Origin of the sequence: Nonomuraea sp. NPDC050786 (assembly GCF_040654115.1) — a bacterium.
In the GTDB taxonomy this organism is placed as follows: Bacteria; Actinomycetota; Actinomycetes; order Streptosporangiales; family Streptosporangiaceae; genus Nonomuraea.
In genome coordinates this window covers 77,224-89,794 of sequence record NZ_JBFAHJ010000026.1, presented here as the reverse complement: position 1 = coordinate 89,794, position 12,571 = coordinate 77,224, and the positions used below count along the sequence as shown (strand labels likewise).

Below are 12,571 nucleotides of genomic sequence, written 5' to 3'. Positions count from 1 at the left end.
GCGGCATGCCCATGCCCCGGGGTCCGGCTCTCTAGGAGGCGGGGTTCAAGGTGAGGGTGACGTTGTCGATCAGCCTGGTCGTGCCGACCTTGGCGGCCACCGCGAGCACGGCCGTCCCCCGGTACGTCTCGTCCACGTCGGCGAACGTGGCCGGGTCGACCAGCGCGAGGTAGTCGACCTCGAGCCGGTGCCCGGCCGCGTCGAGCACCTGCTGCGCCGCCGCGCGGATCCTGGCCGGGGTGAGCTCCGCCGCGCCCGCCCGCAGGGCGCGGGAGAGCGCCAGCGCCACCTGCCGGTCGTCGTCGGACAGGTAGCGGTTACGGCTCGACAGGGCCAGGCCGTCGGGCTCGCGTACGGTGGGCGCGCCCAGGATCTCGATCGGCAGGTCGAGGTCGGCCACCATGCGGCGGATGAGGGCGAGCTGCTGGGCGTCTTTCTGGCCGAAGACCGCGAGATCGGGCTGGACGAGGTTGAACAGCTTGAGCACGACCGTGAGCACGCCGTCGAAGTGGCCCGGGCGGTACGCCCCCTCGACGATCGTGCCCATGTGGCCCGCCGAGACGCTCACCTGGCGGTCGGGCGCGTACATCACCTCGACGTCCGGGTGGAAGACGACGTCCACGCCCTCGGCCCGGCACACATCAAGATCGGAGTCGAACGTACGGGGATAGCGGGAAAAATCCTCGCTTGGACCGAATTGCAGGGGGTTGACGAAGATGCTGACCACGACCTGATCGGCGCGGGCACGGGCCTGCCTGATCAGCGACCGGTGACCCTCGTGCAGCGCGCCCATGGTCGGCACCAGCGCCACCTCACCACCACGACGCGCCTTGACCAGGTCGTCCCGATGCCTGGCGACGATCAGCTCCATAAATCCTCCGCCTCTACGTCCATATGTTCCCCCCGAGTGCGTCGAGCAGCCGCTCGGCCTCCTCCGGCTTGAGCAGCCCCGCGGCCAGTGCCCGGTCGGCCGTGAGGCGGGCCAGCGCGATGTAGGCGTCGGCCGCCTCGGGCGCCGCCAGGATCAGCGCGTCGACGTGCTTGCGCACCGTGCCCGCGTCGCCCCGGACGACCGGCCCGGTCAGCCCGGCGATGCCCAGCCTCAGCACGTTGTCGAGCGCGGCGCCGAGCAGCGGGCCCAGCATCCGCCCCGGGTGCTCGACGCCGATGCGCCCCAGCAGCTCCTGCGACTCGGCGATGAGCGTGACCATGTGGTTGGCGGCCCCGGCCAGCGCCGCGTGATAGAGCGCGCGGTCGGCGTCGGCGATCCAGACGGGCTCGCCGCCCATCTCGATCACCAGAGCCTCGGCGATCGGCCGGAGCACGTCGGGGGCGGTCACGCCGTACGAGATGCCGGTGAGCTTGTTGAGGTCGTCGTCCCTGCCCGTGAACGTCATCACCGGGTGCAGCGCCAGCGGCAGCGCGCCGGCCCTGGCCGCCGGCTCGAGCACGGACAGCCCGTACGCCCCGCTGGTGTGCACGAGTATCTTGCCCTGCAGGTCGGCGCCCGTGGCGGCAAGCCCGGTGACGAGGTCGGGCAGGGCGTCGTCGGGCACGGTGAGCAGGATGAGCTGGGCCGCCGCGACCACCTCGTCGGGTCTGGACAGCTTGACGCCGAGCCGCTCGCCCGCCCATCGCTGTGAATTGTCCGATACACCGCTCGCGGCCACGATCCGGTGCCCCGCCTGCGCCAGCGCGGCCCCGAGGGCCGAGCCGACCTTGCCCGCTCCGAGCACCCCGACGGTCAGCCGTGCCGGGCGATCCCCTGCGTCCATGACGTCACACCTCTGTCGATATGGCACCGCCGACCAGCGTAACGGCCTCGGCTGCCGATGTGACCGCGGCTTTGCCGCATGTTGAGTTAACGACAAAAGCGACAAGGGCATACAAAACGTGCACCCCCTGTCGGAAGAGATGAGGAGAGGGGTTCCATCGCATGGCAGCGGGCGCCGAGTCCCTCATCCAGGACCGACGCCCGCGCGGATGTGACCTCTTGGAGGTGCGCCGGCTGGCCGCTCGCCGACCGGCCAGCCGGGGTGAAGAGCCCGGGCCGGACGAGCGCCGGCCCGGGTTCCTGCTGTCAGTGGTGGCTCGGCGCGTAGACGTTGGCGCCGCCCTTGCAGCCGGCGAACGCGATGCCCATGACGGCCACGGCGTTGCCGCAGACGTTGACCGGGACGTTGATCGGGACGTGGACCTGGTTGCCGCTGAGCACGCCGCCCTCGCCGCTGGTGATGTCGGCGTGCGCCGGGGCCGCGAGCGACAGCATGGCGACGGCTCCTGCGACGACCATGACCTTCTTGAGCACGGTGGCTCCTCTCGATCGAGCGGCCTGGGGCCGCTTTGCGTGCTTGCTCTGAGGAGCGACATGGCTCCGCCAATTGAGGGTTGGCGGAACGTGATCGCCCGATGACAAGGGGTAAAGCTACCGCAACTCGGCGACCATGAGTAGTCGTTTGATAACGATGCGTGTCACTCAGAAATCATGAGATAGTCCAGAGCATGTGGCTCACCTGGCGCGCCGCGACGGAGCGTGCGCTGTACGGCGAGGAGGGCTTCTACCTCCGCGAACGCCCTTCGGGCCACTTCCGCACCTCGGTGAGCGCCTCCACGGCGTTCGCCGACGCGGTGCTGGCCCTGCTGGCGGAGGTGGACGCCGAGCTCGGCGGCCCTGACGTGCTCGACCTGGTCGACATCGGCGCGGGCGAGGGCACGCTGGTCACCCAGGTGCTCGCCGCCGCGAAGCCCGCGCTGCGCGACCGGCTCCGCGTCACGGCCGTGGAGCTCTCCCCCAGGCCCGAGGGCCTGCCCCAGCGGGTCGCCTGGCGGCGGAGCGTGCCCAGCGGCATCACCGGCCTGGCCATCGCCAACGAGTGGCTCGACAACGTGCCGCTCGACGTGGCCGAGCAGACCGCCGACGGGCCGCACCTCATCATGGTCGACGTCCACACGGGCGAGGAGCGCCTCGGCGGCCCCGTGTGCCCCGACGACCGCGCCTGGCTCGACCGGTGGTGGCCGCTGTCCCGCGTGGGCGCGCGCGCGGAGATCGGCCGTCCCCGCGACGAGGCCTGGGCCTCCGTCCTGGTACGCCTCAACCGCGGCCGGGCGATTGCCATCGATTATGCACATGCTGTGGATAACCGGCCGCTCTGTGGCACGTTGACCGGTTACCGCGACGGCGCGGTCGTCGCCCCGATCCCCGACGGGACCTGCGACATCACGGCTCACGTGGCGCTCGACGCGTGCGCGGAGGCCGGGCGCCGGGCCGGTGCGATATCCACAACCTTGTCCACACAGCGCGACGCGCTGAAGGCGTTGGGGATCACCGGCACCCGGCCCCCCATCGACCTCGCCCACGCCGATCCGCGGGCCTACGTCCGGGCTCTGGCCAGAGCCTCGGAGGAGGGCGAGCTGATCGATCCGGCCGGCCTCGGCGGCTTCGGCTGGCTCAGCCAGCGGCGCTGACGTCCAGTGACTCCAGCCCCCGGATGATGTAACCGGGCTTCCAGGCCGGCGTGCTCCGCAGCTCCAGCGTGGCCGCCCGGTCCAGCAGCGCGCCGAAGGACTCGATGAGCTCGAGGCGGGCCAGCGGCGCCCCCAGGCAGAAGTGGATGCCGGCGCCGAAGGAGATGTGCGGATTGTCCGCGCGGCCCACGTCGAACCGGTCCGGCTCGTCGAAGACCGCCGGGTCGCGGTTGGCCGACCCGAACAGCAGCGCCACCTCCGACCCGCGCGGGATCTGCACGCCGTGCACCTCGATGTCCTCCAGGACCCAGCGCTCGAACATCTGCAGCGGCGTGTCCCAGCGCATCAGCTCCTCGACGGCCGTGGGCAGCAGCGAGCGGTCCTCGCGCAGCCGTGCCAGCTCGGAGGGGTTCCTGAACAGCGCCCACCAGCCGTTGCCCGTCACGTTCACGGTGGCCTCGTGGCCGGCGTTGAGCAGCAGCACGCACGTGCCGACCAGCTCGTCGTCGGTCAGCTCCGGGATCCCCGCCAGCGCGCTGATCAGGTCGTCGCCCGGGGTCTGGCGCCGCTCCGTGGCCAGGGTCTTGAGGTAGCCGGCGAACTCCGACGCCGCACGTACCGCAGTGTGCTGGGCCTCGGGTGCCGGGTTGAGCTCGTACATGCCGCAGATCTCCGCCGACCAGGGGCGCAGCAGGTGGCGGTCCTGGTCGGGGATGCCGAGCATCTCCGCGATCACCGTCACCGGGAGCGGCTCGGCCACCTCGGCGATCAGGTCGCCGCCGCCCTTCTCCACGAACGCGTCCACCAGGCCCGCGGCGATGGCCCGCACCCGGGGGCGCAGGGACTCGACCATGCGGGGCGTGAACGCCTTGGAGACCAGCCGGCGCAGCCTGGTGTGCACCGGCGGCTCCACGTCGAGCATGCCCGCCCTGATCACGCGCCAGAACGGCTCCTGGAACTCGGGCTCCGGCGGCCTGCCGAACTCCTCGTGCGTGGCCACGTGCAGGTAGGACCTGCCCAGGCGGCGCTCCCTGAGCAGGGCGTTCACGTCGGCGTGGCGCGAGATCAGCCACTGGTCGGTCGGCTCGAAGTAGCTGACGGGCGACTCGCGCCTCAGCTCGTCGTACACGGGGTACGGGTGGGCCACGAAATTCGGATCCCAAGGGTCAAAGCGCACTATTTCATCTTAGAAGTGGAATCCTGCTGCTCCAGGTGGGCGCGCTTGCTGCGCACCCGGATGTTCAGCAGCTCGACGACGAGCGAGAACGCCATCGCGAAGTAGATGTAGCCCTTGGGGATGTGCTGGCCGAAGCCCTCGGCGATGAGCACCACGCCGATGAGCACCAGGAACGCCAGCGCCAGCATCTTGATGCTCGGGTGCCGGTCCACGAACCTGCTGATCGGCCCCGAGGCGAACAGCATCACCACCACCGCCACCACGACCGCCGCGATCATCACGCCGAGCTGGTCCACCATGCCGACGGCGGTGATGACGGAGTCGAGCGAGAAGACGATGTCCAGCACCATGATCTGCATGATCACCGAGGCAAAGGAGGCCGCGGCGGCCTTCTTGCCGTCCTTGTCCGCGGGGGCGTCCATGCTGTGGCCGATCTCGGTGACGCTCTTGCCCAGCAGGAACAGGCCGCCGAGCAGCAGGATCAGGTCGCGTCCCGATATCTCGTGGCCGAGGACGGTGAAGAGCGGCTCGGTGAGCTGCACCACCCACGACAGGCCGAGGAGCAGGAGCAGGCGGGTGATCAGGGCGGCGCCGAGGCCCATCACACGTGCTCTGTCGCGCTGTTCGGGGGGTAGTTTCCCGGCCAGGATGGAGATGAAGATGATGTTGTCGATCCCCAGCACGATCTCCAGGGCGACCAGGGTGAAGAAGCCGATCCAGATCTGTGGGTCGGTCACCCAGTCCAGCATCGCGTACCTCCATGACTACGTGGGCGGGATTTCCGGTAGCAACGAGTGACGCGGCGCAGAAGTTCGCGACTTGCGATTCATAGGGAGGTTTCGGTTATAGTGCGGGTCGTAGGTCATGAGTGCCAGCGACAAGCCCCGGCTAGCTGGCCGGCAACCCTCGCGTCCGCGGCGGGGTGCCCCGGGTGAAGACCTGGTCCGTCACGAGGTGTGGCGGGCAAGCGCGGGCTCCGTGGCTGTTTCCAGGGGTCCCGACGACCCTGAGGGAGATGTGCCGTGTCCACCTTGACGATCTTCAACTCCGTCCCCGCCCAGCACGTCGAGGCGGCTTCCCCCGTCACGAGCAGGCCGATCCCCGCAGTGCTCGGGGCCGATCTGGAGGTGCCGGTCAAGGGCGGCAGGCTGGTCGGCTACGCCAACCTCGACTACGCCGCCAGCGCGCCCTGTCTCGAGCCGGTCAGCGCCGCCGTCACCGCCGCGCTCCCGGCCTACTCCAGCGTCCACCGTGGCGCGGGCTACGCCTCCCAGCTCACCACCGCCCGCTACGAGCAGGCCCGCCACACGGTCAGGGCGTTCGTCGGCGCCCGCCCGGACGACGCCGTGATCTTCACCCGCAACACCACCGACGCCACGAACCTCCTGGCCGGCTGCCTGCCCGCCGGCACGACCACCGTGGTCTTCGACACCGAGCACCACGCCTCGCTCCTGCCCTGGAAGAACTCCGTACGGCTGGCCCCGCCCGCCTTCCCCGGCGAGGCCGTCCGCGCCGCCGACGAGGCGCTGGCCGCGATCGACGGCCCCAAGCTGCTCGTGGTCACCGCCGCCTCCAACGTCACCGGCGAGCTCTGGCCCATCGCCGCCCTGGCCCACATCGCCCACCGGCACGGGGCCCGCATCCTGGTGGACGCCGCCCAGCTCGTACCGCACCGGCCGCTCAACCTGACCGCGCTCGGCCTGGACTACGTGGCCTTCTCCGGGCACAAGCTGTACGCGCCCTTCGGCGCCGGGGTGCTGGTCGGGCGGCGGGACTGGCTCGCGGAGGGCGAGCCGTACCTCAAGGGCGGGGGTGCGGTGCGCTCCGTGGGTGACGACACCGAGTGGCACGACGACCCCGAGCCGCGGCACGAGGCGGGCACCCCGAACGTGCTGGGCGCCATCGCGCTGGCCGCGGCCTGCGACGCGCTCACGGCCACCGGCTGGACCGCGCTGGTGCGGGAGGAGGAGCGGCTGATCGCCCGGCTGCGCTCCGGGCTGGCCTCGATCGAGGGCGTACGCGAGCTGTCGCTGTGGGGGGATGAGCACCCGCGCGTCGGCATCGTGTCGTTCACCGTGGACGGCTACTCGGCCCGCGAGGTCGCCGAGGCGCTCTCCAGCGAGTACGGCATCGGGGTGCGCGACGGGAAGTTCTGCGCGCACCCGTTCGTCCGGCACCTGCTGGGAAGATCCGACGGGGGCTGCGAGGACGGCACCGCCTCCGCGGTGCGGGCCTCGATCGGCATCGGCACCACGGAGGAGCACGTGGACCGGCTCGTCGAGGCCCTCCGGGAGCTCGTCGCCCGCTGACCCCTCAGCCCCTGTTCGGGGGCTTGTGGTGCGGCGGCGGCTCGTCGGAGACCAGGGCGTCGATGTCCCGCATGTCGTCGTCGTCGATCATGCCCGCCCGGTGCTCATGGGGCTGCCTGGGCACGCGCGGCTCCTGCGACGGCAGGGGCCTGGTGGACTCGCCGGTGACCTCCTGGGACGGCACGGGCCTGGTGGACTCGCCGGTCACCGGCGTGACGTTCGAGGGCTCCGGAGCGCGCGCGCCCGGAGCGTACGCGGCGAGCTCCTCCTCGGCGGCCCGGCGCTCCCCGCGTCTGCGGAACCTCGCGCTGAACAGGCCGTCGAGCCCGATCCGCCCGCCGCCGAGCGCCAGGAACAGCAGGCTCAGCGCCCCGAGCAGGCCGGGCAGTTCCCAGCCGCCGGTGGTGGCCAGCACGCCGTGCCCGTAGTGCACGAACGCGATCGCGCCGAGCATGTTGAGCAGCAACAGCAGCGCCATCAGCCGTACCAGCAGGCCGAAGATGAGGAAGAGGCCGCCGACGGTCTCCACGACGGTCGCGTAGGTCGCGGCGAACTCGGGCATCGGGACGCCCATGCCCCTGAACGCCCGGCCCTGGGCGGCGATACCGCCGAACCACTTCTCCAAGCCGTGCGCCAGGAAGATCACGCCGGTCACGACCCGCGCGATCAGGAACGCGATATCGAAAACAGCTCTCTTCATGGTGTTTTCTCCCCCCGTTCCCGTTATTTCTCCCCTTGTCCGGCTTGGGGATGCGCTTTCATACGATTCCTTGACCCGCCCCCCGGCTGGATCACCGTTCAGCGCGGTGGCAGCATGGCCATATGACGGAACGTGTGGTCGGAATCGGTGCGGGCGCGAAAGAGCTGGCCACCGAGGACATGATCCTCAACATCGGCCCGCAGCACCCGTCGACCCACGGGGTGCTCAGGCTCCGCCTGACGCTCGACGGCGAGCGCATCACCGCCGCCGAGCCGATCATCGGCTACATGCACCGGGGCGCGGAGAAGCTGTTCGAGGTCCGCGACTACCGTCAGATCATCATGCTGGCCAACCGGCACGACTGGCTCTCGGGCTTCGCCAACGAGCTGGGCGTGGTGATCGCCGCCGAGCGCCTGCTCGGCATGGAGCCTCCGGTAAGGGCCGTATGGGCGCGCACGCTGCTGGCCGAGCTCAACCGGGTGCTCAACCACCTGATGTTCCTCGGCTCCTATCCGCTCGAGCTGGGCGCGATCACGCCGCTCTTCTACGCCTTCGACGAGCGCGAGCGCATCCAGGCCGTCATGGAGGAGATCTCCGGCGGGCGCATGCACTACATGTTCAACCGGGTCGGGGGCCTCAAGGAGGACCTGCCGCTCGGCTGGCTCGACCGGGTGTCCGCCGCGATCGCGGAGACCCGCCGCCGGGTGCCCGACATCGAGGACCTCATCCTGCACAACGAGATCTTCATCGCCCGCACCAAGGGCGTCGGCGTGCTCTCCCGCGAGCAGATCATGCAGTACGGCGTCAGCGGCCCCATCGCCAGGGCCTCCGGGGTCGACTTCGACCTGCGCCGCGACGACCCGTACCTCGCCTATCGCGAGCTGCCCGTCAAGGTGGTCACCCGGCACGCGGGCGACTGCCACGCCCGGTTCGAGGTGCTGTTCGACCAGCTCAAGGTCTCGCTCGACCTGGCCGACGCCTGCGTCGAGCACCTGCGCTCGCTGCCGCCCGGTCCCATCAACCAGCGCCTGCCGAAGGTGCTGAAGGTGCCGGAGGGGCACACGTACGCGTGGACCGAGAATCCGCTCGGCATCAACGGCTACTACCTGGTCTCCAAGGGCGACAAGACCCCGTGGCGGCTCAAGCTCCGCTCGGCCTCGTACAGCAACATCCAGGTGCTGCGGGAGATGCTCCCCGGCCACCTGGTCGCCGACATGGTGGCCATCCTCGGCTCGATGTTCTTCGTCGTGGGTGACATCGACAAGTGAAAGTCGAGCGCGACAAGTACGTCGACTGGCTCCGTGCCCTGAGCCTCTGCGTCGTGGTGGTCTGGCACTGGGCGTTCACCATCCTGCAGTGGAAGCCGACCGGCCCCGAGCCCACCAGCCCGCTGGGCTTCACCTCCGGGCTGTGGATCCTGACCTGGCTGCTGCAGGTGCTGCCGCTCTTCTTCTACGTGGGCGGCCACGTGCACCTGCTGTCCTGGGAGCGGGCCCGGGCGCGCGGCGTCGGCATCGGCTCCTTCGTCTGGCGGCGCATCCGCGCGCTGGCTTTACCGGCGCTGTTCCTCTCCGGGGCGTGGATCTCCATCGGCGCGGTCGTCACGTTCACGTTCCGGGTGGACTGGATGTGGCGGGTGGTGCTGCTGGTGCTCAGCCCGCTCTGGTTCCTCGGCGTCTACCTCGTGCTGATCGCGCTGCTCCCCGTGGCGCTCTGGCTGCACCGCCGCTACGACGTGCTGGCGCTGATCTGGCTCGGCGGCGCGTCGCTGGTGGTCGATGTGGTGCGCTTCCGGTACGGGGTCGAGTGGGTCGGCTGGCTCAACATGATCATCGTCTGGGGGCTCGCCCACCAGGCCGGGTTCTTCTACGACCGGATCGTCATCCTGCCCAGGCGCTATGACGTCGCGCTGCTCTGGACGGGTCTCTTCGCCCTCTTCGGCCTGGTCTACTCCGGCATCTACCCGGGCTCGATGGTGGGCGTGCCCGGCGACAAGTGGTCGAACATGGCGCCGCCCACGTTCGTCATCGTCGCCCTGCTGCTGTTCCAGATCGGGCTGGTGGAGGTGCTGCGGCCGTCGATGGAGCGCGTCCTCGAGCGGCCCGGCTGGCGCCGGGTGAACGGCTTCATCAACCGGTACGCGCTGCCGCTCTTCCTCTTCCACACGACCGGCATGGCCATCGCGCTGGGGCTGTCGTGGTGGCTCTTCGGCAACCTGGGCACCGAGATCCCGCCCGACCTGAAGTGGTGGCTGGAGCGCCCCATCGCGATCATCGGGCCGCTGATCTGCACCACCCCGGTCATCTACCTGTTCGGGCGCAAACGGGCTTAGTCGCGTTGTTGCTGGTCGTCCGAGTCCTTGGGGATGCGGCAGGCGCGCTCCAGGTAGAGGGCGGCGCAGATCAGCGCCACGCAGGCCAGGAACGACCCGGTCGCGATGAAGAACTCCGACCGCGGCGTCTCCCGGTCGAAGATCTGCACCGTGTAGAGGGCGAATCCGGCGAACAACCCCGCGAACGCCGCCCCCACGTACGCCGACGCCTTCGCCAGCGCGGCCAGCCGGGCCACCGCCAGGGGCTCCACCGGCTTGGTGCCCGGCTTCCTGGCGATCCTGGCCTTGGTCGTCCACGCGCTGTAGCCCTCACCGATGGCCAGCAGCAGCACCGTGGGGATCGCGGTCCACGGCATGAGGGGCAGGTCGGCGTAGACGGGTCTGACCAGCGCCCACGCGATCAACGCGACAACGATGACGATGCCGACCAGGTGGCCGGGATGGGTGAGCTTCAATCGGGCCTCTGCAGCTTCAGGTCGTCGCGCAGGCGTACCCCTGCCTGGTCGACGCCCTCCAGCAGCTCCGCCACCCGGCCGCGCCCGGGCACCACGCCGTCGGGGTCGGCCTTCACCCAGGGCACCAGCACGAACGCGCGCTCGTGGGCGAGGGGATGCGGCAGCGTCAGCTCGGGGTCGTCACAGACGGTGTCGCCCACCACGATCAGGTCGATGTCGAGCGTGCGCGGCCCCCAGTGCTCCGTGCGCACCCGGCCGAAGGCGTTCTCCACGCTCTGCGCCCGCTCCAGCAACGTGCGCGGCGCCAGGGTGGTCTCGGCGATCACGACCGCGTTGAGGTACGGCTTCTGCCCGGCGGGACCGCCGACGGGGTCGGTCTCGTAGACCGGGGACGCCTTGACGAACTCCAGCCCAGGGGCGTCGAACAGGGTGTCCACGGCGCCCTGCAACGTCTGGAACCGGGGCCCCAGGTTGCTGCCCAGAGCCAGGACGACTTTCATACGCGGCTCCGCTCGATGGTCACGACCACGTCGTCGAACGGCAGCGGGATCGGCGCCGCCGGTTTGTGCACGCTCACCTCGACCTTGTTCACCAGCTCACTGGCCAGGCAGACGTCGGCCAGCCGCTGCGCGAGCGTCTCGATCAGCGCGACCGGCTCGCCCTCCACGACTTCGACCAGCGCCTGGGCCAGCTCGCCGTAGTGGACGGTCTTGGTGAGATCGTCGCCGGCCGCCGCCGGCGCGGTGTCGAGGAACAGCGTCGCGTCGATCACGAACTCCTGCCCGAGCTCCCGCTCGGCAGCGAGCACGCCGTGCCTCCCCCTGGCCCGCAGGCCCTTGAGAGCGATGCGATCAGCGCTCAAGCTCGCCGTCCTCCTCCTCGTCGTCGTCGCTCTGGAGCACCGGGGAGCCGTGGTGCATCCACAGCCGCCAGCCCTGCGCGGTGCGGATGTAGACGTTGCTGGCCACCACCTTGCCCGCGGCGAAGCTGGCCTCACCCTCCTCGCCGGCGGTGAGGATGTTCTCGACGCAGGTCAGCACGGCCACGTCACCCAGCACGGTCGTGCTGACGTCGGTCAGCACGAACTGGATGTAGGTGGTGTTGGCCATGATCAGGGCCCAGGACCGCAGCACCTCGGACCGGCCGGCGAGCAGGGTCCAGCCCGGGTGCACGCAGCTGACCTGGTCGTCGGCGGTGTCCTCGGCCCAGACCTCGGTCATCTTGTCGAGGTCGCCGCTCTCGATCGCGGCGTAGAACTCCTGGTTGACCGTCTCGATGGCGGCGGTGTCGACGCTCATGTGCCTGCTCCGGCTCTCTTCCATGCGGCAGCCACGCGCACGGCATCGGCATTGGGGGCCACGTGGTGGACACGTACGCACCAGGCGCCCGCTTGCGCGGCCAGTGCGGTCACGGCCAGCGTGGCGTCGTCACTACGGCTGAACGGCCGGGGCGTGCCGTCGGAATCGGCCAGCAGCCGCCCGAGGAAGCGCTTGCGCGAGGCCCCGATGAGCAGCGGGTAGCCCAGCTCGGCCAGCTGCGGGATCCCGTTCAGCAGCGCCCAGTTGTGCTGGGCGTTCTTGGCGAAGCCGAGGCCCGGGTCGAGCACGATCTGCTCCTCCGTGACGCCTTCCGCCAGGACCAGGTCGACCCGCTTGCTGAGCTCCTCGCGGACCTCGGTGACCACGTCGGCGTAGACGGCCCGGCTCTCCATGTCGTGGCTGTGGCCGCGCCAGTGCATCACGACGTACGGGATGCCGGTCTCGGCCACCACGCGTGGCATCTCGGGATCGGCGAGGCCGCCGCTCACGTCGTTGACGAGCCGCGCGCCCGCCTCGACCGCGGCCCTGGCGACCTCGGCCCGCATCGTGTCGACGCTGACCGCCACTCCCTCGGCGTCGAGCGCCCTGATCACGGGCACGACCCTGGCCAGCTCCTCCTCCAGCGACACCCTGGCCGCGCCGGGGCGGGTGGACTCCCCGCCCACGTCGACCAGGTCGGCCCCCTCCTCGACCAGGTCAAGGCCGTGCTGGATGGCGGCTCTCTCGTCGAACCACCGGCCGCCGTCGGAGAACGAATCGGGGGTCACATTGACCACACCCATGACGAGGCACCGATCCGCACCTCCCGGCACGT

Annotated in this window: 15 protein-coding genes and 1 riboswitch; of the genes, 4 read left to right on the top strand and 11 right to left on the bottom strand. The window is 70.3% G+C overall.

The features are described 5' to 3' along the window. Positions 1-31: 31 nt before the first annotated feature. The 3 genes from panC to AB0H84_RS37105 all read right to left on the bottom strand — a co-directional run bounded on the left by panC (position 32) and on the right by AB0H84_RS37105 (position 2,308). Positions 32-871 carry a pantoate--beta-alanine ligase gene (gene panC, locus AB0H84_RS37115; RefSeq protein WP_357615162.1) on the bottom strand — a complete coding sequence of 280 codons (840 nt, stop codon included), beginning with the start codon at positions 869-871 and terminating at the stop codon, positions 32-34. Positions 872-884: 13 nt separating this feature from the next. Continuing rightward, complete coding sequence (locus AB0H84_RS37110; RefSeq protein ID WP_357615159.1) at positions 885-1,775, bottom strand: DUF2520 domain-containing protein; 891 nt, start codon at positions 1,773-1,775, stop codon at positions 885-887. A 305-nt stretch (positions 1,776-2,080) separates the two neighbouring features. Beyond that, positions 2,081-2,308 carry a chaplin gene (locus AB0H84_RS37105; RefSeq protein WP_357615156.1) on the bottom strand — a complete coding sequence of 76 codons (228 nt, stop codon included), beginning with the start codon at positions 2,306-2,308 and terminating at the stop codon, positions 2,081-2,083. A gap of 194 nt (positions 2,309-2,502) precedes the next feature. Here AB0H84_RS37105 and AB0H84_RS37100 point away from each other — a divergent pair, with 194 nt between their 5' ends. After that, entirely contained in the window at positions 2,503-3,465 is a 963-nt protein-coding gene (locus AB0H84_RS37100; RefSeq protein WP_357615153.1) for an SAM-dependent methyltransferase, read from the top strand. On the opposite strand, the gene AB0H84_RS37095 is transcribed toward AB0H84_RS37100, so the two are convergent. Together AB0H84_RS37095 and AB0H84_RS37090 are read right to left on the bottom strand one after the other, a co-directional pair. Then, positions 3,449-4,642 carry a cytochrome P450 gene (locus AB0H84_RS37095; protein WP_357615150.1) on the bottom strand — a complete coding sequence of 398 codons (1,194 nt, stop codon included), beginning with the start codon at positions 4,640-4,642 and terminating at the stop codon, positions 3,449-3,451. The two genes, AB0H84_RS37100 and AB0H84_RS37095, sit on opposite strands and share 17 nt — an antisense overlap. Beyond that, positions 4,642-5,391 carry a TerC family protein gene (locus tag AB0H84_RS37090; protein ID WP_357615147.1) on the bottom strand — a complete coding sequence of 250 codons (750 nt, stop codon included), beginning with the start codon at positions 5,389-5,391 and terminating at the stop codon, positions 4,642-4,644. The genes AB0H84_RS37095 and AB0H84_RS37090 overlap by 1 nt, the downstream gene beginning before the upstream one ends. A 111-nt stretch (positions 5,392-5,502) precedes the next feature. Beyond that, positions 5,503-5,618: riboswitch (SAM riboswitch) on the top strand. A gap of 121 nt (positions 5,619-5,739) precedes the next feature. Between AB0H84_RS37090 and AB0H84_RS37085 the strand changes: the two genes are divergently transcribed. Beyond that, on the top strand, positions 5,740-6,951 hold the full coding sequence (locus AB0H84_RS37085; RefSeq protein WP_357615420.1) for an aminotransferase class V-fold PLP-dependent enzyme: 1,212 nt from the start codon (positions 5,740-5,742) through the stop codon (positions 6,949-6,951). A 4-nt stretch (positions 6,952-6,955) separates the two neighbouring features. On the opposite strand, the gene AB0H84_RS37080 is transcribed toward AB0H84_RS37085, so the two are convergent. Beyond that, positions 6,956-7,651 (bottom strand): DoxX family protein, encoded by a 696-nt coding sequence (locus tag AB0H84_RS37080; RefSeq protein ID WP_357615144.1) that lies wholly within the window; start codon positions 7,649-7,651, stop codon positions 6,956-6,958. Between the two features lie 122 nt (positions 7,652-7,773). On the opposite strand from AB0H84_RS37080, the gene AB0H84_RS37075 reads away from it, so the two are divergent. Both AB0H84_RS37075 and AB0H84_RS37070 read left to right on the top strand, forming a co-directional pair. Further along, complete coding sequence (locus AB0H84_RS37075) at positions 7,774-8,919, top strand: NADH-quinone oxidoreductase subunit D (protein ID WP_357615141.1); 1,146 nt, start codon at positions 7,774-7,776, stop codon at positions 8,917-8,919. Next, a complete protein-coding gene (locus AB0H84_RS37070) occupies positions 8,916-9,983 on the top strand; it encodes an acyltransferase (protein ID WP_357615138.1) in 1,068 nt (355 codons plus the stop codon). Before AB0H84_RS37075 ends, AB0H84_RS37070 begins: the two co-directional genes overlap by 4 nt. Here AB0H84_RS37070 and AB0H84_RS37065 read toward each other — a convergent pair. Genes AB0H84_RS37065 through folP form a run of 5 tightly spaced genes read right to left on the bottom strand, consistent with a single transcriptional unit; the run spans position 9,980 to position 12,539 of the window. After that, the gene (locus AB0H84_RS37065; protein ID WP_357615137.1) at positions 9,980-10,438 is read right to left on the bottom strand and encodes a DUF3180 domain-containing protein; all 459 of its coding nucleotides are present in this window, start codon (positions 10,436-10,438) and stop codon (positions 9,980-9,982) included. The genes AB0H84_RS37070 and AB0H84_RS37065 overlap by 4 nt on opposite strands. After that, on the bottom strand, positions 10,435-10,938 hold the full coding sequence (gene folK / locus AB0H84_RS37060) for a 2-amino-4-hydroxy-6-hydroxymethyldihydropteridine diphosphokinase (RefSeq protein ID WP_357615135.1): 504 nt from the start codon (positions 10,936-10,938) through the stop codon (positions 10,435-10,437). Before folK ends, AB0H84_RS37065 begins: the two co-directional genes overlap by 4 nt. After that, the gene (folB, locus tag AB0H84_RS37055) at positions 10,935-11,300 is read right to left on the bottom strand and encodes a dihydroneopterin aldolase (protein WP_357615132.1); all 366 of its coding nucleotides are present in this window, start codon (positions 11,298-11,300) and stop codon (positions 10,935-10,937) included. Before folB ends, folK begins: the two co-directional genes overlap by 4 nt. Next, a complete protein-coding gene (locus AB0H84_RS37050) occupies positions 11,290-11,736 on the bottom strand; it encodes a nuclear transport factor 2 family protein (RefSeq protein ID WP_357615130.1) in 447 nt (148 codons plus the stop codon). Before AB0H84_RS37050 ends, folB begins: the two co-directional genes overlap by 11 nt. Beyond that, entirely contained in the window at positions 11,733-12,539 is an 807-nt protein-coding gene (folP, locus tag AB0H84_RS37045; RefSeq protein WP_357615417.1) for a dihydropteroate synthase, read from the bottom strand. Before folP ends, AB0H84_RS37050 begins: the two co-directional genes overlap by 4 nt. Between the last annotated feature and the right edge of the window lie 32 nt (positions 12,540-12,571).